The organism is Nonomuraea sp. B1E8, assembly GCF_039871515.1.
Taxonomy (GTDB): Bacteria; Actinomycetota; Actinomycetes; order Streptosporangiales; family Streptosporangiaceae; genus Nonomuraea.
Genome location: NZ_JBDPLS010000013.1, coordinates 229,250 through 250,678, shown reverse-complemented (window position 1 = coordinate 250,678; position 21,429 = coordinate 229,250). Strand labels below are relative to the sequence as shown.

At 72.7% G+C, this 21,429-nt stretch carries 13 protein-coding genes; 8 read left to right on the top strand and 5 right to left on the bottom strand.

The features are described 5' to 3' along the window. Positions 1-674 precede the first annotated feature (674 nt). The 4 genes from ABGA98_RS35870 to ABGA98_RS35855 all read left to right on the top strand — a co-directional run bounded on the left by ABGA98_RS35870 (position 675) and on the right by ABGA98_RS35855 (position 3,575). Entirely contained in the window at positions 675-2,012 is a 1,338-nt protein-coding gene (locus ABGA98_RS35870) for an aspartyl protease family protein (RefSeq protein ID WP_347622887.1), read from the top strand. 128 nt (positions 2,013-2,140) lie between these two features. Further along, a complete protein-coding gene (locus tag ABGA98_RS35865) occupies positions 2,141-2,905 on the top strand; it encodes a metalloregulator ArsR/SmtB family transcription factor (RefSeq protein WP_347622875.1) in 765 nt (254 codons plus the stop codon). Next, positions 2,902-3,204, top strand: coding sequence for a DUF1905 domain-containing protein (locus tag ABGA98_RS35860; RefSeq protein WP_347622874.1), 303 nt, complete (start codon positions 2,902-2,904; stop codon positions 3,202-3,204). Before ABGA98_RS35865 ends, ABGA98_RS35860 begins: the two co-directional genes overlap by 4 nt. Further along, positions 3,201-3,575 carry a VOC family protein gene (locus ABGA98_RS35855; RefSeq protein ID WP_347622873.1) on the top strand — a complete coding sequence of 125 codons (375 nt, stop codon included), beginning with the start codon at positions 3,201-3,203 and terminating at the stop codon, positions 3,573-3,575. The genes ABGA98_RS35860 and ABGA98_RS35855 overlap by 4 nt, the downstream gene beginning before the upstream one ends. Before the next feature lie 169 nt (positions 3,576-3,744). On the opposite strand, the gene ABGA98_RS35850 is transcribed toward ABGA98_RS35855, so the two are convergent. After that, a complete protein-coding gene (locus ABGA98_RS35850) occupies positions 3,745-5,019 on the bottom strand; it encodes an extracellular solute-binding protein (protein WP_347622872.1) in 1,275 nt (424 codons plus the stop codon). A 276-nt stretch (positions 5,020-5,295) separates the two neighbouring features. Further along, on the bottom strand, positions 5,296-5,850 hold the full coding sequence (locus ABGA98_RS35845; RefSeq protein WP_347622871.1) for a hypothetical protein: 555 nt from the start codon (positions 5,848-5,850) through the stop codon (positions 5,296-5,298). A 229-nt stretch (positions 5,851-6,079) separates the two neighbouring features. Between ABGA98_RS35845 and ABGA98_RS35840 the strand changes: the two genes are divergently transcribed. The 4 genes from ABGA98_RS35840 to ABGA98_RS35825 all read left to right on the top strand — a co-directional run bounded on the left by ABGA98_RS35840 (position 6,080) and on the right by ABGA98_RS35825 (position 11,734). Then, the gene (locus ABGA98_RS35840) at positions 6,080-6,328 is read left to right on the top strand and encodes an acyl carrier protein (RefSeq protein ID WP_347622870.1); all 249 of its coding nucleotides are present in this window, start codon (positions 6,080-6,082) and stop codon (positions 6,326-6,328) included. Positions 6,329-6,330: 2 nt separating this feature from the next. Further along, the gene (locus tag ABGA98_RS35835) at positions 6,331-7,554 is read left to right on the top strand and encodes a beta-ketoacyl-[acyl-carrier-protein] synthase family protein (RefSeq protein ID WP_347622869.1); all 1,224 of its coding nucleotides are present in this window, start codon (positions 6,331-6,333) and stop codon (positions 7,552-7,554) included. A gap of 554 nt (positions 7,555-8,108) precedes the next feature. Next, entirely contained in the window at positions 8,109-9,740 is a 1,632-nt protein-coding gene (locus tag ABGA98_RS35830; RefSeq protein WP_347622868.1) for a fatty acid CoA ligase family protein, read from the top strand. Then, complete coding sequence (locus tag ABGA98_RS35825; protein WP_347622867.1) at positions 9,737-11,734, top strand: alpha/beta fold hydrolase; 1,998 nt, start codon at positions 9,737-9,739, stop codon at positions 11,732-11,734. Before ABGA98_RS35830 ends, ABGA98_RS35825 begins: the two co-directional genes overlap by 4 nt. Before the next feature lie 88 nt (positions 11,735-11,822). Here ABGA98_RS35825 and ABGA98_RS35820 read toward each other — a convergent pair whose 3' ends face one another. From ABGA98_RS35820 to ABGA98_RS35810, 3 genes are all read right to left on the bottom strand, one after another. Beyond that, entirely contained in the window at positions 11,823-12,626 is an 804-nt protein-coding gene (locus ABGA98_RS35820) for an MMPL family transporter (protein WP_347622866.1), read from the bottom strand. A gap of 57 nt (positions 12,627-12,683) precedes the next feature. Further along, a complete protein-coding gene (locus ABGA98_RS35815; protein ID WP_347622865.1) occupies positions 12,684-20,312 on the bottom strand; it encodes an SDR family NAD(P)-dependent oxidoreductase in 7,629 nt (2,542 codons plus the stop codon). Between the two features lie 136 nt (positions 20,313-20,448). After that, positions 20,449-20,988: a 3-oxoacyl-[acyl-carrier-protein] synthase III C-terminal domain-containing protein gene (locus ABGA98_RS35810; RefSeq protein ID WP_347622864.1), complete on the bottom strand. Its 540-nt coding sequence runs from the start codon at positions 20,986-20,988 to the stop codon at positions 20,449-20,451. Positions 20,989-21,429: the final 441 nt, after the last annotated feature.

Sequence of the window (21,429 nt, the reverse complement as noted above, 5' to 3'; positions counted from 1 at the left end):
TGAAACGCCTGTGGAGCTGGTGTAAGACCTCAACGAGAATCCTCTCGGACGGGCAACCGGCGATGAAGCAGGAACCCTCACGGGCGACCGTGGGAATCCCCCTCCTTCAGGAGGGGGAGGATGTCAACTCGCGCACCTTTCTATGGGGGGGCAGGCCGGCGGGGGAGAGACCATGTCCAGGTACGCGCGCCGGCGGTCGCGGGTTCAACGCGAGGACCGGGGTTGAGGGACCTGCGGACAGCCGTTGGCGCCCACCCGCTAGTAACTTGGCTGGACGCTTCGGCAGGTCGTCCCGCAGTTGATCATTTCGTTCAAGATCTGGGCGTGTGGCGTGTTTCCGGTTGTCACCGGGCGCTAGCTCACCGCAGCGAACCGCGCCGGATGCACCTGATCGAAGCCGGCGCGACCGTGACACGACCATGACAGGGCGCGGACGGAGAGGGGACACCGGCGGCTGATAGTGGATCAGCGTCGTTGATCGGCGGGCGGGTCGCGGAGCGTGTGGTGAATCCCGGCGGCGTGCCGCGAGTGGTGTCGACCGGGGATGACCTTGCCATGCGCCAGAAACCGGTCCAGGCCTGGAACCGTCCACCGTGGGGCGGGAAGCCGTGCCCGAGGCGAGATGGTTTGGCCGGAACGCGCGACCGTCCGCCTGAGCAGCAGTTCACGTGAAGATGATCACGAATAGGGAGAAGGCCTTGGTTGATGACGGAGTGTGGGACCGGCGTTCGCTGCTGCGGGGCGCCGCCGTGCTGGCCGGTGCGGCCGCGACGGCGCCGCTGTTGGGCGGGGCGGCGCTGGCCGGCAGCGATGACGCGGACGCGCTGTTCAAGGCTGGGAAGTTCGAGCAGGCCGGCCGCGCGTATGAGGAGATTCTGAGAAAGGATCCCGACAACCTGCTCGCGGCCCGCCGGCGCGGCTATGTCGGGCTGCTGTCCAACCGGTTCCCCGACGCCGAGAAATACCTCAGGATGGCCCTCAAGCTGGCGCCCGACGACAAGGAAACCAACCAGCTCCTGGGCGACTGCTACATCCGGCAGGACAAGTTCGCCCTGTCCGCACCACGCTGGAAAGCGGCCGGCGAAGAAAACTACGCCAAGTGGTTCGCGGCAGTCCGCGGCGAGGCGTATCAGGTCCACGGCGAGACCGCGCGGGTGCCGTTCCAGCAGATGGACCCGATGCCGCTGGTGGAGGCCTCGGTCAACGGCGGACCGACGAAGCGCTTCACGTTCTACACCGGCGCCCCGAATCTGAGCTTGCGCGCGTCGGTGGCCAAGGAGGCCGGGCTGCGCCCCGTCGCCAGTCAGAAGGCCGATTTCGGGGGCGGCACCGTATTGGCGTGCTGGGGGATCCTGGACTCCTTCAAGCTGGGCGGCATCGAACTGCGCAACATCCCCGTGAGCTGGTCGGCAACGGAGTCGGGTGAAGATGTCGACACCGACAGTGACGGCCTGATCGGCATGTGGGTCTTCTACCACTTGCTGCCCACCTTCGACTACGCGGGCCGGCAGCTGATCCTGCGCCCCCGTACCGCCGAAACGGCCAGCAAGGCACGCGCCGCCGCCACACGGGCGGGCGCCGAACCCCTGCCGCTGTGGCTGGCCCGTGAGCAATACCTGCACAGCACGGGCAGCTTCGCCGGCACCGCCTCCCGCACAGGGGTGGTGGGCGTGAACTTCGGCGGAGTCGGCGAGATCGCCGCGGGCGTGCGCGGGAAAACGGCCGAGCAGTTGGGGATCCGCACCGACTACGACCGCCAGGTCGGGACTTTTGCCCAAAGCCACCCGGCCGTCGTCTACCCCTGCTACCCGAAGGAAATCCGCCTCGGCAAAGCCGTCGCCAAGGAGGTCTACTGCTACACGAACCCGAACCAGCCGGTCAACGTGCCCTGGCCCTATGGGACTGGATTCGACTCGATGGGCTGGTTCTCCCACTGCTTCTGGAAGCCCTACAACATCACCGTCGACTTCACCGGCATGAACCTCTACATCGCCCGCGGCAAGGCCGCCTGATCACCGCGACTGAGGGCGTCATGGGAGCTACCTGGAACGGCCGGCTCCTACGGTCGAGGGGGTGAGGGCGGACCGGATCCCCTCGCCAGGCTTGACATGAAACCATTTGGTTTCCTATTTTCGGATGTGTGGAAGAGGTATTCAGGGCGCTGGCGGATCCGACGCGCCGGGAGCTGCTCGACGAGCTGTTCCGGCAGGACGGGCAGTCGCTGAACGCGCTGGCGAGCAGGTTCGCGATGACGAGGGTCGCCGTGGCGAAGCACCTTCGCCTGCTCGAGGAGGCCGGTGTGGTGGTGTCGGACCGGCGGGGCAGGGAGAAGCTGCACTTCCTGAACCCCGTGCCGATCCGTCTCATCCACGACCGCTGGGTCAGCAAATACACCGAGACGTGGGCCGCTGGCCTCGTCGACCTGAAACGAGATCTGGAGACAAGAGTGGAGAAGGTGTTCGAGATCTACATCCGCACCACGCCGCAGCGGTTGTGGCAGGCGATCACCGATCCCGAGACGCGGGCGCGGTTCCAGTTCGGTGCCCGCGTGGAATCCGACTGGACCACAGGATCCGCCTACAGGGTCACGCACGACGGCGTGCCCAGCGGATTGATCGAGGGGGAGAACCTCGAGATCGACCCGCCCTGGCGGCTCGTGCAGACATACCACGCCATCTGGGACGACGACATCGCCCGCCAGGGCACCAGCCGAGTGACCTGGGAGATCGAGCAGGTCGACGACAGCTGCAGGCTCCTCGTCCGACACGACCAACTCGCCGCAGACGCCGACCCGCATCTCTACGGCGGCTGGCCCATGATCCTGTCCGGCCTCAAGACCTGGCTCGAAACGGGCCGGGAACTCACCACGCCAGGCTCACTCATGTACGGAGGCGAAACATCATGACCGCACAGCAAGCCAAGTCCGGCACGAAGCTTGACAAGACGTTCACCGCGGAGCTGCGGAAGAGCCCCAGCAAGGGCGGCTGGACCTACGTCGTGATGCCGGGCTCGGCCGACTTCTTCGGCACCCGTGGCCTGGTCAAGGTGCGCGGCCACGTCGACGGCGAGCCGTTCCAGGGCTCGTTCATGGCACTCGGCGACGGCACGCACAAGCTCGCGTTCACCGCCGGCATCCGCGCCCGCATCGGCAAGCATGCCGGCGACACCGTCACCGTCACCCTCGACGAGCGGATCACAGGATGACCCCGCCGCAGCCGGTCGTCACGGGTGTCCGAACCGTCAGCGTGCCGGTCGACGACCAGGAACAAGCGCTACGGTTCTACGTCGACACGCTCGGCTTCACGGTACTGCGCGACGAGTCGATCCCGACCGGACGGTGGATCGAGCTCGCACCCGGCGGCGACAACGTCGTCGTCACGCTGGAGCAGGCCACCGAAGGCGTCACCCGCGGCCCCATCACTATCCGGTTCACCACCGACGACGCAGCGGCCGCGCACGCGGCCCTCAACGCCGCCGGCGTTGATATCGATGAGATCCTTCAATGGCCCGGCGTGCCACCGATGTTCGCCTTCCGTGACCTCGACGGCAACGCTTTCTCCATCACCGAGACGTGACAGCCGCCCACAAGCGGGATGACTGCACTTACTTTGTAAAGGCGCTGGGCGAGTGATACACCCACACGCCGTACCTCAAACCCAAGCTCGACAACGGGAGGCCAAGGGTGAGAAGGGTGCATGCCGCGCACCCTCCCGGCCCACAGTCCGACAGGGTGCGCCGCGGTGATCAGCCGGCGAGCAGGGCGTTGGCCTCGGTGATGAGTTTCTGTGCGGCCTCGTCGGCGGTCATCCGGTTGAAGATGACCTCCTCGGAGTAGCGCCTGAGGATGCCCTCCATGGCGCTGGAGCCTTTGGGAGGGGCGGCGGGCGGGTCGGCGAGTTCGCCACGGATCTCGTTCACGAACGCCAGGGTCTTCTGGTCGGCCTCCGGAAGTTCGGCGCTGACGGCGGACAGCACCTTGGCGTTGGCGGGCAGGCCGCGGTCGCTGAGGACGTTCCGGCCGGCTTCGGCGTCGTTGATCATGAAGTCGATGAACTTCGCGGCCTCGGCGGCGTGCTCCGACCCGGAGGAGGCGGTGTAGAACATGGCGGGCTGCAGGAACATGCCGCTGGTCGTGGCGCCTTCGATCTTCGGCATCCGTACGAGTTCGAGTTCCTGGCCTGATGCCTTGGCGGCCGCGCCGAGGACGTTGCTCCAGATCATGCTGGTGGCGCCGGTGTTGGTGCCGATGAGGGTCTGTTCGATGCCGGCGTCGTACAGTTCGGAGCTCTTGTCGGCGCTGGGGGAGCCTTTGGTTTTGATCAGGTCCTGTGTGATGGCCCACCAGTCTTTGAGGGTCTGGGGGGACACGCCGATCTTGTTGTCGAGGTAGAGTTGCTCGCCCTTCTGCGCGGCGTAGATCTGCAGGTACGCGGGGTTCCAGGACAGCTGGGTGCCGGTGATCTCGCCGTTGCTGCCGGTCGTGACTTTGGAGCAGAGTTCGACGAAGTCTTCCCAGGTCCATGAGCTGTCGTCGGGGAGCGTGGCCCTGGCGCGCTTGACCAGGGCGGGGTTGATCACCATGGCGAAGGAGTTGACGCCGCTGGGGATGGCGTACTGCTTGCCGTCGACGACGCCGGTCGCCAGTATTTTGGCGTCGATGTCGGCGGCGTTGACCTTGGAGGCCAGGTCGGCCAGCGCGCCGCGTTCGGCGTATTCGCGCAGGGCGCGGATTTCCAGGGTGATGACGTCGGGCGCGTCCCGGCCGGCGACTTGGGTGGCCAGTCTTTCGTAGTAGCTGGGGAAGTCGGAGATCTCGCCCTCGACATCGATGGTCGGGTTCTTCGCCTCGAATTTCGCGATCGCCGCTTCGGTCATCTCGCGGCGCGCGTCACTGCCCCAGTAGGCGAAGCGCAGCTTGATCGTGCCGTCGGTGCTCTCGCCGCTGCCGCAGGCCGCGGTGACCGCCAGCATGGCGGTGGCGAGCAGGGCCGCCGACCAGATCTTCTTGCCAGAGCTCACGGCTCTTTCCTCCTAGGGGTCTTCTGCTGGGGGGTGGAAGGAACGTTGTGGCACTGCGGTGCCCGTGGCGTGGATCTGAGGCCTGACGTTAGCGCGATGATCGGCAAGGGAGGTAGGGGGTTTCGCGACCCATTGCCGCCGGTGTTCGAGCCGCGGGCCGTGTTGCGCGGTGCGGTCTGGCAGGGGATGGCGGGGGAGTCCGGCCGCCGGCGACGACTGGCCCGCGCCCGGTGCGTGCCGGTGGGGCGGGGTCGCCGTGCGGCCGGAGCCGGGCGGTCAGGCGAGGAAGGTGATCGTTCCTTTGCCGTGGACGGTGCTGAGCCCCTTGGTGGCGCAGATGCTGACGTTGGAGGTCGGGGTGGCGGTGCCGGCCACCTTGCTTTCCGCCAGCGCTCCTTTGCTGACCCGTCCGCTGAGGAGCATGTCGCCGGGGTTGTGGCCGGTCACCTTCCCCATCGATGGCCGCAGGGTGGAGACGCCGGCTCGGCGGCCGTCGGCGCCGTACCAGGTGATGGTGCCTTTGCCGTGGATGTCTTGCGCGCCGGCGCAGGAGGCGTGGCCGGTGCTGCGCGCGGTCATGACGCCGGAGCGCATGCCGGCGGCCGAGGGTGCTGAGGCGGTGCAGCCGGTCAGCGCGAGCCTGGCCTGGGCGGTGACGGTGTTCGGCAGGAACCTGACCGGCGGGTCGAACGTGATGGGGCGTTCGGTGGTGGTGGAGACCTGGCAGGTGAGCAGGGTCTGCTGGGTGGTCGCCGCGGCGGGTGCTGTGGTCGTCATCGCCACCGCCGCGGCTGTGGCCGCGCCTGCGCGCATGAGCGGGTGAACGGGCATGTCGTCTCCTTGTCCTGGTGGTGGCCGGTGCGTGGCGCTCGGTGATCTTTCCGAGGTGGGGCCCACGATAGGAGCGGGCGTGCTGCGGGGCGGCGAGCGCAGCACCTGACGGGAAAACTTGATCGACTTCTTAACGGCGTGCGCCGTGCCACAAGTGATCAGTTGTCGCGGTATGGGCGACGCTGGGTGGCACGGGCGCCGACTGTGCCCTGGGGGAGGGAGTTTCGCCGTGGGTGAGGACGACATCGCGACCGTGGTGCGGGAGCACTGCGCGAGGATCCTGAAGGTCGACCCGGGCCGGGTGACCGTGGACGCGCTGCTGCGTGAAGATCTGGAGGCCGACAGCCTGGATCTGGCCGAGCTGCACGTGGCCTTGGAGGACAGGTGGGGGCCGCTGCCTCGTGAGACCCTCGCAGACGTACGGACCGTGGGCGATGTGATCGCCAGGGCTCGCCTGCTGCTGAGCGGATCGGTGTGAGTGTGCCCGGGGTTCGTGTCGCGGTGACCGGCCTTGGGGTGCGCACTCCGGCCGGCGCCCACCCCAAGGAGGTGTGGAACACGCTGCTGGCCGGCCGGTCCACCGCCCGCCCGATCACCTCGTTCGACGTCGAAGGGCTGGGCGTCGGCTTCGCCTGCCAGATCGCCGATCTGGACATGGAGGCGTACCTGCCGGCCAAGCAGGCGTCGCGGCTCGACCGGATGGCTCAGCTGGCCTTCTGCGCCGCCACCGACGCTCTGGCCGACGCGGGCGCCCTGCGGGCGCCGCCGCAGCGTCGGGCGGTGGTGACCGGCACCTGCTTCGGCGGCAGGATGACGGACGAGACGGTCATGCTCGGAGGGCGGCATCCCGGACGCGGCGATCCGGGTCCGCTGTGTGTGCCGATGGCCATGCACAACTCGGCGGCCGCCGCGATCAGCATCCACCACCGTATCCAGGGTCCCAGCCTGTCCGTGGAGACGGCCTGCGCCTCAGGCTCCCATGCGATCGGCGAGGCGGGCCGCCTGGTGCGCGGCGGGCATGCCGACGTGGCGATCGCCGGCGGAGCCGAGGCCTGCATCACTCCGACGGTGCTGCTGGGCTTCCGGCGTTGCCAGGTCCTGTCGCAGCGCAACGACGCGCCTGAGCGTGCCAGCCGGCCCTTCGACCGTGATCGGGACGGCTTCGTGCTGGCCGAGGGCGCCGCGTTCGTCGTCCTGGAGAACCTCGAACACGCCATGCGTCGCGACGCCCATGTCTACGCCGAGCTGACCGGGTACGCCTCCGTCTCCGACGCCCACCATCTCACCGCGCCGTCGCCGCAGGGCGAGGGGGCCGCCCGCTGCATGCGCGCCGCGCTCGCCGACGCGGGCCTGGCCCCCGAGGAGATCGCGCACGTCAACGCGCACGGCACCGGTACGCCGCTCAACGACGTGGCCGAGGCCCAGGCGATCAGCGAGGTGTTCGGCCCGGCGAGGGTTCCGGTCACCTCGGTCAAGGGGGTCACCGGGCACGCCATCGCCGCCGCGGGCGCCGTCGAGGCCGTGGCGGCCGTGCTGGCGCTGCAGGAAAGGGCCATCCCGCCCACGGCCAACCTCGAGCACGTGGATCCGCGGTGCGACGTGGATGTCGTCGGCCGGGTGCGGCCCATGCCGCCGCGGCCGGTCATGTCGAACTCCTTCGGGTTCGGCGGCCACAACGCCACTTTGATCTTCTCGCCGTGCTGACCCGAGGACCTGTCGTGCGCATCTCCGTTCTCGCCGGCGTTACCGCCGCCGTCCTGCCCGCCGTCCTGCCCGCCGTCCTGCCCGCCGTCCTGCCCGCCGTCCTGCCCGCCGTCCTGCCCGCTGTCCCGCTCGCCGTCCTGCTCGCCGGGGGGCCGGCCGGTCCGGTGGCCGCCGACGTTGCCGGCGCCACGCCCTCACCGGTCGTGGCCGGTGCCGGCATCGCGCCCTCGCCGGCCGGTCCGGTCGCCGCCGGTGTTCCCGGCGCCACGCCCCGGCCGGTCGCCGGCGGCGTTGCCGGCACCGGGCTCCCGCCGGCCGATGCCCCGCTCGACGCCCCGCTCGACCCCCCCGCCCGATGCTCTCCCCGATGGCCCGCTCGATGGCCCGCTCGATGGCCAGGGAGAGGGGCTGGAAGTGGGCCAGGGCAAGATCTGCATCAACGTTCCCGTCGACGCCATCGCCAAAGCCTGGGCCGGGATCGTCGCGCCGGGTCTCGTCGTCAGACCCGCCGCCGGTGCGGCGCCGCGCGCCGAACGAGTTGTGAGAGGTGAGGGGTGACCACCCCGCTCTTCGATGTCGTGGCGATGACCGAACACTGGATGCGCGCCCGGCCCGGCACGGTCGCCTGCCGCGTCGATCGCCGCCGCGGCGCCGAGGAGCTGACCTACGGGCGGCTCGACGAGCTCATCGCCCAGGCCGCGGCCAGGCTGGCCCGTGCCGGGGTGACGGCCGGGACGCGGGCCGCGGTGATGATCCCGCCCGGCCGGGATCTGGTCGCGGTGGTGCTGGCCCTGCTCCGGCTGCGGGCCGTGCCCGTCCTGATCGACCCGGGGCTCGGGGCGCGCGCCATCGGCGCCTGCCTCGAGGAGGCCGCCGTCCAGGCGTTCATCGCGGTTCCGCGCGCTCATCTGGCGCGGCTCCTGCTGGGCTGGGCACGCGGCAGCGTGACCACCACCGTGACGTTCGGCACGTACGCCCTGTGGTTCGCCCGCATCCGCCGCATCCACGCCGGCACGCCGCCGATCGCCGCGGCGCGCCCACGGACGCCGTACGCCGACGATCTGGCGTTGATCGCCTTCACCTCCGGCTCCACCGGCGTGCCGAAGGGAGTGCCCTACCGTCACCGGCACCTGGCCGGGCAGACCGAGCTGCTGGCGCACCTGGGCGCGCTCGAGCCGGGCGCCACGGTGTATTCGACGTTCCTGCCGTTCGCGGTGGCGGCGCCGGCGATGGGGTGCGCCTCGGTCATCCCGCGGCTCGACCTGCGCCGTCCCGGACGTACCGACCCGGCCGCCATGGCCGCCTCCATCGCCGCCCACGGCGTGCGTGGCCTGTTCGCGGCTCCCGCGCTGCTGGACCGGCTCACCCGTCACTGCACGCGCCACGGGCAGGTCCTGGACAGCCTCCAGATCGTGCTCACCGCCGGCGCGCCCCTGCCCTTCTCGGTGCTGCGGCGCGCCCAGCGGTGCCTGCCCGCGCACGCCGACGTTCGCTCGGTGTACGGCGCGACCGAATGCCTGCTGGTCGCCATGGCGGACGCGGCCGAGCTCGCGGGAACGGCGGCGGACACCGCGCGCGGCGCCGGCACCTGCCTGGGCTCCGCGCTGCCGGGCAACCGGGTCCGCGTCATCGGCATCACCGACGAGGCGATCCCGCGCTGGTCGGATGATCTGATGGTGCCGGCCGGCACGGTGGGGGAGATCACCGTGGCCGGCCCCGCGGTCAGCGACCCGTACCTGAAGCGCCCGCGCGAGAGCGCGCTGGCCCGCATCGACGACGACGGCGAGCCGGTGCACCGCATGGGGGATCTCGGCTGGCAGGACGAGCGGGGGCGGCTGTGGTTCGCGGGACGCAAGAGCGAACGCGTGCGCACCGCCGACGGCGAGATGTACACCGACCAGGTCGAGCCGATCGTCGACGCGTTGCCGGGCGTGCACCGCAGCGCGCTGGTGGGGGTGGGGCCGCCGGGCGGACAGCGTCCGGTGTTGTGCGTGGAGTGCGAGCCGGGCACCCCCAGGCGGGAGCGTCGCGAGATCGTCGAACGGGTGCGGGCCGCCGCGATCGGCGGCATCCGGCACGTGCTGGCCCACCCGGGCTTCCCCATGGACGTCCGGCACGCCAGCAAGATCCGCCGCCCGCTGCTGGCCCGCTGGGCCGCGCGCGAGCTGGGCGGTGATGAGCGGTGAGGGTGCTGGTGACCGGCGGCGGCGGATTCCTCGGCCAGGCCGTGTGCCGGCTGCTGGCCGCGCGAGGCGAGCACGTCTCGACGCTGGGCCGCCGCGGCCACCCGGAGCTGGACGCGCTCGGCGTCGTCCAGCACGCCGCCGACATCCGTGACCCGGACGGCGTACGCGCCGCTGTGGCCGGCTGCGAGGCCGTCGTGCACTGCGCCGCCCTGGCCGGGATGTGGGGACCGGCCCACGCCTACCGGTCGATCAACGTGGCGGGCACGGCGAACCTGATCGAGGCGTGCCTGCGGGCCGGCGTCACCCGGCTGGTGCACATCTCCTCGCCCAGCGTCGTGCACGACGGAGGCGACCTGGAGGGCGTCGACGAGTCGGCCCCCTACGCCCGCCGCTTCCTGGCCCACTACCCGGCGAGCAAGGCGATCGCCGAACGGATCGTGCTGGCCGCCGACAGCGACCGGCTGGCCACCGTCGCGCTGCGCCCGCACCTCATCTGGGGGCCGGGAGACCCGCATTTCCTGCCCAGGCTCGTCGCGCAGGCCCGCCGCGGCCGGCTCGTCCTGCCGCGCGCCCCCGGCAAACGCATCGACACGGTCTACGTCGGCAACGCGGCCGAGGCCACCCTGCTGGCCCTGGACGCGCTCGCCCCGGGATCGCCGGCCGCCGGCCGCGCCTACTTCATCACCCAGGACGAGCCCATCACGGTCGCCGCCTGGGTCAACGGCCTGCTGGGCGCGGCCGGGCTGCCGCCGGTGACCCGGTACGTCCCGGCCGGCGCGGCCCGGATGGGAGCCGCGGTCGTCGAATACGGCTACCGGCTCGCCCGCCCGCGCTCGCAGCCCCCCGTCACGCGGATCGCCGCCGTCCAGGCCACGACCTCCCACTGGTTCGACATCTCCGCCGCCCGCCGCGATCTCGGCTACGTGCCGCGCGTCAGCACGGCCGAGGGCCTGGCCAGGCTCGCCGCCCACCTGTTCGCCCACCCGTCCGCCCACCTGTCCGGGCCCGCGCGGCGGGCCCGGACGACGACCGCGCCGGACGCCCGCCCGTACCACCGATCCAGCCCTGAGGTCCCGATGCCCGGCCACATCCCGCGCCTGCCCGGCTACCCCTTCGTCTCCCGCTGGTTCGCCCGTGACGGGCTGCGCCAGCACTACCTGGACGAGGGCGGCGGGGCGCCCGTGCTCATGCTGCACGGCAACCCTTCGTGGAGCTACCTGTGGCGGCGGCTGATCGTGGCGCTACGCGGCGAGCACCGCTGCGTCGCGCCCGACCACATCGGCATGGGCCTGTCGGACAAGCCCGGCCAGGACCGCTACCGCCACACCCTGGCCTCCCGCGTGGACGACCTCGACGCGCTCACCGCCCACCTCATCGCCGAACGGGGCGCACCGGACCGTGGCTGGACGCTCGTGGTGCACGACTGGGGCGGCCCGATCGGCATGGCCTGGGCCGGCCGCCACCCCGGGCGGGTGGCCCGGCTGGTCGTGCTCAACAGCGCCGCCTTCCCCAACCCGCACGGCCCGAGGGTACGGCCGGCGCTGCGGCTGCCGCTGTGGCTGCTGCGTGAGACCCGCCTGGGTGAGCGGCTGTTCCTGCGCCACCACGCCTTCGCCCGGCTGGCCACGCTGCCGCCGTTCGGGGTCCGCAACCGGCTGCCCTCCGACGTGCGGGCCGCCTTCCTGGCCCCCGACGACCGCCGGGGGAACCGGGTGGCCGTCCAGCGGTTCGTGCACGACATCCCGCTCGGCCCCGGCCACCGATCCTGGCCGCTGCTGGTGCGGGCGGGGGAGAGCCTGGCCGACTTCGCCGACCGGCCCGTACTGATCGGCTGGGGGCTGCGTGACCCGGTGTTCGACCCGCTGATGCTGCGCGAGTGGCGACGGCGCCTGCCCCGCGCCCAGGTCCACGCCTTCCGCGATGCCGGGCACTACGTGCTCGAAGACGCCCATGACCGGCTCGTCCCCGCCGTCCGCGCCTTCCTGCGCCACTGACCGGCCGGACCGGACGCCTTGCTCCGGACGCCGTTCACCGGGCCCTCGCACCGGACGCCTAGCACCGAGCTCCTTGCGCCGGGCCCCGTTACCCGGGTCGCCTTGACCGGGCGCTGACCCGCGTTCCCGGCAGCCACCAGTTGCGATGCCCCAGCAGCCGCATCAGGCACGGGACCAGCACCATCCGGATGATCGTCGCGTCGATGACGATCGCCGCCGCCACCGCGAACCCGCCCTGCTGGAAGTCCAGCCGCCGCGTGAACATCAGGCCGCCGAACGTGACGGCCATGATGGCGGCGGCCAGCGTGATGGGACGCGCCGTATGCCGCAGCCCGTACAGGACGGCGGCGGTGTTGTCGCCGCCGCGGCGGTAGTGCTCGGCGATGCGGTGCACGAGGAAGACCTCGTAGTCCAGGGACAGGCCGAAGACGATGGTGAAGACGACCAGCGGCAGCAGCGCGCCGATGTCCGGGCGGGCGGCCAGCGCGTCCACCGTGGCGGCCATCGCCTGCTGGAAGCGTAGCTCGCCCGCGTCCAGGCTCGCCGAGGAGAAGGCCAGCAGCATCTGCTCCTCGCCCAGTTCCGGGAGCCCGCGCGCGATCATGGCCGCGGCCGCCGCCGACCGGGAGCCCGGCACTTCCAGCGAGGGCGGAACCAGCCGCTGCATGAGGCCGGGCAGCAGCATCACCGACCCCGCGGCCAAGAGCAGCCACACCGCGAGAACGAGCCGTCCACGGCGGGCCGCCGCCCGGCCCAGCCTGCCGAGAGCGGCGGAGCCGGCGCCGGGATCGTCCTGCTGAGGACCGGCAGGGGCGGGGGAGACGCCGGCGGGGGAGACGGTGGCAGCCGCGCCGCCGTGGCGGGAACGGCGGCGACGGACACCAGCCGGCATGAACGCTCCTCTTCCTGCCGCCCGGAGGCTCCGGGCGGCGGTCCTTCTCCCGGGCTTCTACCGGCCGGGCGCCGCCGTGTCCTGGGCCGCCTGCGGCCGCAGCCGGTCCAGGACGAGACCGGCGAGGTCGGCGACCGTGCCGCCGCTGCGCAGGATCTCCATCGGCGGGATGTCGATGCCGTACTGGTGGCGAAGCGAGGCCAGCACCTGCGCGCCCATCAGGGAGTCCATCCCGTAGTCCTCCAGCTTGCGATCGTGGGCGATCTGCTCGGCCGGCATCTGCAGGATCGACGCCAGGATCCGCGGGATGTGCTCGGTGAGGTAGGCCAGCACCTCACCGGCGTCCATCGCCTCCAGTTCCCTGGCGATCTGCTCGGGGCTGACGTCCTCCTGCCGCATCGCCGCCGGCATGACCGGTGACATCCGCGGCCGGTCCAGGGCGGGCAGGACCTGGCGCAGCCGGCTCCAGTCGCAGCGGCCCACCCCGGCCACGTCCGCTCCGCCGGCGAGCATGTCCTCGATCGCGGTGAACGCCTCCCGCGGGCTGATGGCCTCGATCCCGAACGCGGCCAGCCTGTCGCCCGCGCCGCGTGCCACGACGCCGGTCTGCGCCAGCGCGCCCAGACAGACCGCCAGAGCAGGCAGGCCGCGGGCTCTCCTGCGGCGCGCCAGCGCCTCCAGGAACTGGTTGGCGGCCACGTACGACGTCTGTCCCGCATGCCCGAGCGTGGTGGTGACCGAGGAGTACAGCAGGAACAGGTCCAGGTCCTCCTGCCCGGTCACGTCGTCCAGGACCAGCGCCCCGGCGATCTTGGGCCGGAGCACGGCCGCGATCCGGTCATCGGTGAGGTCGCCGATCGGGCCGTCGTCGAGGTGCATGGCCGCATGGACGACGCCGCGCAGCGGCCGGCCCTCCGCCCGCGCCTCCTGGACGATGCGGCTCATCGCCGCCCGATCGCTCACATCGGCGGCGTACACGTGCGTGTCCGCCCCGAGCTCGCCCAGGTCGCACAGCAGATCGGCCGCTTCAGGGTTGTCGAGGCCGCGCCGGCCGACCAGCGCCAGGTGGCGGGCGCCGCGGGCGGCGAGCCAGCGGGCCGTCGCCGCGCCGAACCCGCCCAGCCCGCCGCTGACCAGGTAGGTGCCGTGGGGGTCGAACCGCGGCGCGCGCGGCCCCGCCTCGACGAGGACGGACTCGTCACCGCCGCCGAACGAGACGACGATCTTGCCGATGTGCCGGGAGTGGCGCATCGCCGCGAAGGCGTCCGCGACGCGGGAGGCCGGATAGACGGTGTGCGGCAGCGGCGTGACCCGCCCGGCGGTCACATCGCCGGCCAGCTCGGCCATCGCGCGGGCGGAGCGGTCCGGTTCCTGGGTGATGAGCGTGCCCACGTCCAGGCCGATGAAAGCGGTGTTGTTGCCGAAGGGACGCATCGGCAGCCGGTGGTCGGCGAAGATGTCACGCTTGCCGATCTCGATGAACCGGCCGCCGTGCGCGAGGATCTCCATGCTGCGGATCAGCGCCTCGCCGATCAGCGAGTTGAGCACCACGTCCACGCCGCGCCCGCCGGTCAGCTCCATGATCTGCTCGGCGAAGTCCAGGCTGCGGGAGTCGTACACGTGCTCGACGCCGTGGGCGCGCAGGAAGTCCCGCCGCGCGCGGGTGCCGGCGGTGGCGATCACGCGGGCGCCGACGCGGCGGCCGTACTGGATCGCCGCCAGCCCCACGCCGCCGGCGCCGCTGTGGACCAGCACCGTCTCACCGGCCCGCAGCCCGCCGGCCGTGCGCAGCGCGGCATGGGCGGTCAGGTGGGCCATGGGCATAGTGGCGGCCTCGGTGAAGCTCATGCCGTCCGGCACCGGCATCATCGCCCAGGCCGGGACGACGGCGTGGGTGCCCAGGCCCACGGCCTGCGCCGTCATCACGCGGTCGCCGGGGCGCACACCCGTCACGTCCGGGCCGACGGCGGCGACCACGCCGGCGCCCTCAAGCCCCAGCGGGAAGCCGCCGTAGAAGCCCTCGAGCGCCTCGCCGGGCAGCAGGTTGACGGCGTGGACCAGGTCGCGGAAATTCAGGCCCGCCGCCCGCAGCTCGATCAGCACCTGACCGGGCCCGGGCGGCGGCGGCGACAGCGGCTGCCAGACCAGACGGTAGGCGGCTCCGGGATCGCGCACCGCCAGCCGGTGGCCGCCGCCTCCAGCGGGCCGGGGCGGGCGGGCCGGCGTGTGCCGCGTGCGGGCGACGAAGCGGCCCTGCCCGGTCAGGACGATCTCGTCCTCCTGCCCGGGGCGCGCCAGCTCGCCGAACACCCGCTCGGCGTCGCCGGCGCCGCGCTGCACCGACACCCGCCGGATCGTCATGCGGGGCTGCTCGTTGGCCAGGGTACGGGTCGCCCCCCACACGGCCGAGGCCACCGGCGTGTCACCACCGCCGGGGACGGGGCAGGGCACGGCCGCGCACTCGTTCGTGACCAGCCACAACGTCGCCGCTGTGGACGGCGGAAGCTGGGCGCACGCCTGAGCCACGGCGCGCACGGTGGCGAGGTGGCCGGCGACCTCCTCGACGACGGCCTCGGGCCGGCCGGCGGCGCCGCGCCGGCCGGCCGGGCTCTCCACGACGAGGACGAAGGTGACGGCGGTGGCCCCCCGCGGCACCCGCTCCAGCAGCCGCGCCGCATCCTCTCCGGCGCCCGCCCGCTCGACGTGGCCCTGCCCGGCGATCAGCTCGCCGAGCGCGTCCGCCAGCGCGGGCGTACGGGCGTGGGCTGGAACGTGGGACGGCGGGTCGTGCGCGTCGTTCTTCGTCTGGTCGGCGATGACGATCCAGGTCTGCGCGGCGTCGAGCGCGAGCCGCTGCGGGGCAGGCGCCGTGCCGGCCGCCGTGGCCAGCAGGAGCGAGTACGCCGCGCGCCCGGGATCGTCGTCATCGGTCAGGTGCGCGACCTCGCGGTATCCCGCCTCGGCCAGCACCTGCGGCCACCGTTCGGCCTCGACCAGCGGCGCGTGCGGCCGCAGCTCGCGGTCGGCGTTGCCCCAGTAGCCGGGCAACATCCCGGCGTAGGCCGCGACGGGCGGCCGGTGGGGTTCGACCGCCAGCACCTGCCCGCCCGGCACCAGGAGGCCGGACAGGCGGGCGAGCGTGCCCGCGAGGTCGGTGGAGCGGTGCAGGGTGTGGGCGGCGATCACCAGGTCGAAGGAGCCGGGAGGCAGGCCCTGCTCGGCGGGGCCGGCGTCGAGATCGAAGCGGCGGAACTCCACGATGTCGGACCCGGCCAGACGCCGTTGCGCCCGCGCCAGGACCACCTCGTCGACGTCGGTGACCAGGTAGCGGGTACGGTCGGCGGGCAGGACGGGCAGCAGCATGGCGGCCGTGCCGCCGGTCCCCGCGCCCACCTCCAGGACGCGCAGCGGCCGGTCAGCCGGCCAGCGTGCGGCGATCTCCGTGGCGAGAGCGCGGATGAGCCGGTTGCCGTGCAGGCACAGGGGCGCGATGTCGTGCACCTGGTCCAGCAGTTCGGCGCCCCCGCCGGAGTGCAGCAGCTCGGCGGGGTCGTCCTCGCCGAGCAGGACGGGGACCAGGTGCCGGACGCACAGCGCGGTCAGAGCCTGTTCGGCGGCGAACGGCGTCGCCTGCCCGAAGAACGCCGTCGTCTCGTCCTGCCTGGCGGCGGGGCCGTCGCGGTGCGGGCCGGTCAGCTCGAAACGGGTCTCGCCCAGGCGCCGGGCCAGTCCGTGCCGCTCCAGGAGCGGAAGGGCGTGCTGCACCATCGATACGCCGCGGCCCGTCACCCCTGCCCGTACCAGGTCGGTCACGCCGATCTCCCGGCCGGCCGGGCAGCCGATGTCCTCCAGGGCGGTGGCCAGGGCGACGGCGAACGACGCCTCCGCACGGTCGGCGAAACCGCCGTAGTCCAGGGCCCGCCAGGCCGAACGGAGATCGGCGAGCGTGCCGGCCACCGCGTCGGCGATCTCCACGGGGCCGGCCAGCGGCCATGGCGTGGCGGGCGTGTTCTCGTGCGGCAGGGCGCGCAGTTCGGTGCGGAAGTGCTCCAGCGGCAGGACCGTGCTGAGCTGGGTGCGCCGCAGCCGGCATCCCTCCACCTCGACCGTGACCGTGCCGTCGGGGTCGGCGACGAGGATGTCCCAGCACACCTCGTCGTCGCCGCGCGCGCGTTCGCGTACGTACAGGACGCCCTCGGCGGCCGGGGCGCGCCACACCCGCACCGCGCCGATGGCCGAGGGCATGAAGGCGTTGCCCTGCAGCATGGTCTCCACCAGCCAGGCCACCCCCGCCTGCAGCGCGCTGTCCAGCAGCACCGGGTGCACGTGGTAGCGGCCTTCGGCCTGCGCGGGCACGCTGTAGGCGGCCAGCGCCTCACCCTCGCCCAGCCGCAGGCCGGTCAGGACCCGGAAGGCGGGCCCGTAGGCCATCCCGCCGCGGGCGGTGTCCCGGTAGAAGGCGTCCACGTCGGCTTCGGCGGTGACGCGGGCGCGCAGCGCGGCCAGGTCCAGCGGCGGGGGGCAGGGCCGCAGCAGCAGCCGTACCCGTGCCCTGAAGTGCTCCTGGGGCGGCAGCGCCAGATCGTCGGTGCTGGTCACGACCACCGCGCCGGTCTCGGGCGTCAACGACGTCTGCGCGTACAGCGGCCGGGCGTCGGCCGACTCGGGGATCACCAGCGCCCGGGTGACGGCCGCCCGGTCGACCTCCACGGCTTCGCCGGCCTCCGGGAGGGCCAGCCTGGCGGCCGACAACGCCATCTCGATGTATCCGGTGACGGGCAGGACGGGCACGCCCCCCGCGCGGTGGTCGACCAGCCAGGGCGCCAGCGTGCGTTCGATCGGGCCGTGCCAGGTGGGGTGCGGGGCCGGCAGGCGCTCGCCCAGCAGCGGATGTTGCAGCGCTCCTGTGCCGCTGGAGTGCACCCACGTGTCGGGGCCGCCGATCCAGTACCGCTCGCGCTGCCACGGGTAGGACGGCAGGGACACGACCCGGCCCGGGCGGGGGAAGTAGACGTCCCAGTCGAGCTGGGCGCCGGCGGCTATGATCTCGGCGACCGCGGCCGGCACGGCGGCGGGCTGCTCGCGGCGCAGGGTCGGCACCACGCAGGCGCGCCGGCGGGCCCGCGCGGTCATCCGGCGCAGGTAGGAGCGGAGCACCGGATGCGGCCCTACCTCCACGAAGACGTCGTGGCCGCTCGCCAGCGCGCCGTCGACGGCGTCCGCGAACCGCACCGGCTCGCGGACGTTGCGCCACCAGTAGTCCGCCGTCAGCTCGCTTCCGTCCAGTTCGCGCCCCGTCACGGTGGACAGCAGCGTGACGCCGGCGCGCCCGGGGCGCAGCCCGTCGAGGGACCGCAGCAGCGGCTCGCGGACGGCGTCCATGGCGGCGCTGTGGAAGGGATAGTCGAGGTCCAGGTGGCGGACGAACACGCCGTCCGCCTCCAGATCCGCGCCGAGCTGTTTGAGCTGCCCCTCCGGCCCGGCGAGCGTGACGTCGCGGTCGGTGTTGACCGCCGCGACCTCCACGTCCGGATAGCGGGCCAGCACGGCGCGGGCCCGCTCCTCCGGCAGCCCGGCGGCGGCCATCCGGCCCGTTCCCATCGTGGCGGCCTGCGCCGTGCCGCGTGCCGCGATCACGCGCGCGGCCTGCTCCAGCGACAACGCCCCGGCGGCGTAGGCGGCCGTGACCTCGCCCACGCTGTGGCCCAGCACAGCCTCCGGGCGGACACCCGCCGCGCGCAACACGGCCAGCAGCCCCGCCTGTACGGCGAACAACAAGGGCTGGGCGACCTCCGTCGCCGACAACCGCCACTGCCGGGGCGGCTGCTCCATCTCGCGCAGCACCGACCAGCCCAGGTACGGCCGCAGCGCGGCGTCGGCCTCCTGCACCGCAGCGCGGAAGGTCTCGTCGGTGGCCAGCAGGTCGGCGCCCATGCCCGCCCACTGCGAGCCGTTGCCGGAGAAGACGAACACCACCCGGCCGTGCTCGGCCGCGTCCACGACCGCCGCCACGCCCTGCCCTCGCTCAGCGCCCTGCGCCCGCTCCGGGCCGGTCGCCCGCTCGGGGCCCACCGTCTGGTCCGGGCCCTGTGCCCGCTCGGGGCCGCCCGTGCGGGGCTGATCGGCCAGCAGGCCGCGCAACGCCCTGGCCGCCTGCGCGGGCGAGTCCGCCAGCGCCACCGCCCGGCGCGGGTGGCCGCCCCGGCGGCGGGTGGAGGTGTAGGCGCAGTCGTACCAGGCCTCCTCGTCGCCGCCCGGACGCGTCAGGCGGTCGGCGGTGCGCTCGATCGCCTGCCGCAACGCCGCGTCGGTCTGGGCCGACACCATCACCGGCAGCGTCGTCCCCGGGCTCGGCGCGGGCCCGGGAAGGCGCGCTGGTGGGGGCGGCGTGGTGAGGGTGACGTGCACGTTGCTGCCGCCGAAACCGAAGCTGTTCACTCCCGCCAGCGCCCGCCCGCCGCCGGGTGCGCTCACCGCGGTGGCCCTCGTCGTCACCGACAGGTTGAGGCCGTCGAAGTCGATGCGCGGATTGAGCTCCTCGGCGTGCAAGGAGGCGGGAATCCTGCCGTGCCGCAGCACCAGCAGCGCCTTGAACAGTCCCGGCATGCCCGACGCCGGCTCCAGATGGCCGAGGTTGGACTTGACCGACCCGATGGGCAACGGCCCTCGTGCGCGCCCGCGGCCGAGCACCCGGCCGAGCGCCTCGCATTCGGCCGGGTCCCCGGCCTGGGTGCCGGTGCCGTGCGCTTCGACGTACACCAGGTCGTCCGGGTCGAGTGCGTCCGGCCCGTACACCTGGCGCAGCAGCGCCTCCTGCGCCTCGGGGTTGGGCAGCGCCAGCCCCATGGTGCGGCCGTCGTTGTTGGTGCCGGCGCCGACGATGACGCCGTGGACACGGTCGCCGTCCGCCAACGCGTCGGCCAGCCGTTTCAGCACCACCACGCCGCCGCCCTCGGCCCGTACGAACCCGTCGGCATGGGCGGAGAAGGCGGCGCACCGGCCCGTGGGGGAGAGCATCTGCGCCTGGCTGAACCCGGTGAAGCTGCCGGGTGACACCAGCACGTTCACGCCCCCGGCCAGCGCCAGCCTGCTGGTGCCCGCGAGCAGCGTCCGGTAGGCGCGCTCGACCGCCAGCAGGGAGGACGAGCACGCGGTGTCCACCGCCATGCTGGGGCCGTGCAGGTCGAAGGTATGGGAGATGCGGTTGGCCGCGATCGACAGCGTGGCGCCCGCCATGGTGTACGGGGTGACGTCCTGCTTCTCCAGCATCTGCTGGAAGCCGTAGGAGGTGTCGGAGATGCCGACGAACACCGCGGTGTCGCTTCCTGCGAGCCCCGCCGGGTCCACGCCCGCGTCGTCCAGCGCCTCGGCCGTCATCTCCAGCAGCAGGCGCTGCTGGGGATCCATGGCGGCCGCCTCCTTGGGTGAGATCTTGAAGTAGGCGGCGTCGAAGCCGGCGATGTCGTCGAGGAATCCGCCGGCCCGCGTGTAGCTCTTGCCCGGGCGGGGCGTGTGCTCGTCGACGAAGCGATCGGCGTCGAAGCGGTCGGGCGGCACCTGCCGGACCAGGTCGGAGCCCTGCTCCAGGGCCTGCCAGAGGCCGTTCATGTCGGTGATGCCGCCCGGCAGCCGGCAGCCCACGCCGATCACCGCCACCGCCGTGTCCGTCCCCTTGGTCCCGCTCATGCGCCAGCCCTCTCGATGTCACTCACCGCAAGTGATCAACTACTATGCGATGAACGCGGGGATCGCAACGAGTGCGGCCGCCACGGCGCGGCGGTTCCGTACGCGCCGAGCCGGGGATGCTCCCTTCGCGCGGCTCCTACCAGCGCAGCAGCACGGTGCCGGCGCTGAGCCCGCTGGCTATGCCCACCAGGGCGACGAGGTCGCCGCGCTTGAGCCGGCCGGCCCGTTCGGCCAGGTGCAACTGCATCGGCAGCGTGGAGGCGGCGAGGTTGCCGTGGTCGACGATCGTCACCTCGGCCCTGCCCGGGGAGGCGCCCATGAGCTCGCAGCCCCAGTGCAGCGCCGCCAGCGACGGCTGGTGCACGCACACCACGGCCATGTCGTCCCAGCCGAGCCCGCGCTCCGCCAGCGGCTGCCGCAGCACGCCGAAGTCCAGCTTCTGCACGCCGATGGCCAGGCCCACCGAATCGATGGTGAAAGGCCCGGTACGGAACCCGCCGGAGGCGTCACGGACGAACGGCATGATGGAGGCCCGCCAGTCCGCGGAGTTCGCGCCGAACGCGTGCCCGAGCACGCCAGGGGTGCCGCTGAGCTCCAGCAGCAGCGCCGTGCCCGAGTCCGAGACCGTGTAGGACGGGATCGCCGGCTCGAAGTCCTCCCGCGACCCACGTGCCACCGGATGCTCGAGGTGATGACCTCGCCGCAGACGATGAGGACCGTACGGTGATGGCCGGCGGTGATGAGCGCGTCGGCGAGGTGGATCGCCCGCAGGACACTGTTGCACGCGTCCCGCACGTCGAAGACGGGGCAGCCGGCGCCCAGCTTGGCCGCCACCATGTGTCCCGTCGCGGGTTCGACGGCGTCGCCGGACACGCCCGCGTAAATGAGCAGGTCGATCGAGGGCGGCGTGTGCCCGGTCTGCCGCAGGAGCCGCCTCGCCGCCTCCGCCGCCAGGTCGGATGCCGTGCACTCCGGCGGGGCGACATGGCGGCGTTTGACCCCGCTGTGCCGTTCGATCAGGCCGCGCGGAATGTCGATGCCGGGGTTGCGCTCGGCCAGCAGGTCTTCCAGTTGCTCCGTCGTCAGGCTGTCCGCCGGCACGTGCGCCGCCACTCCC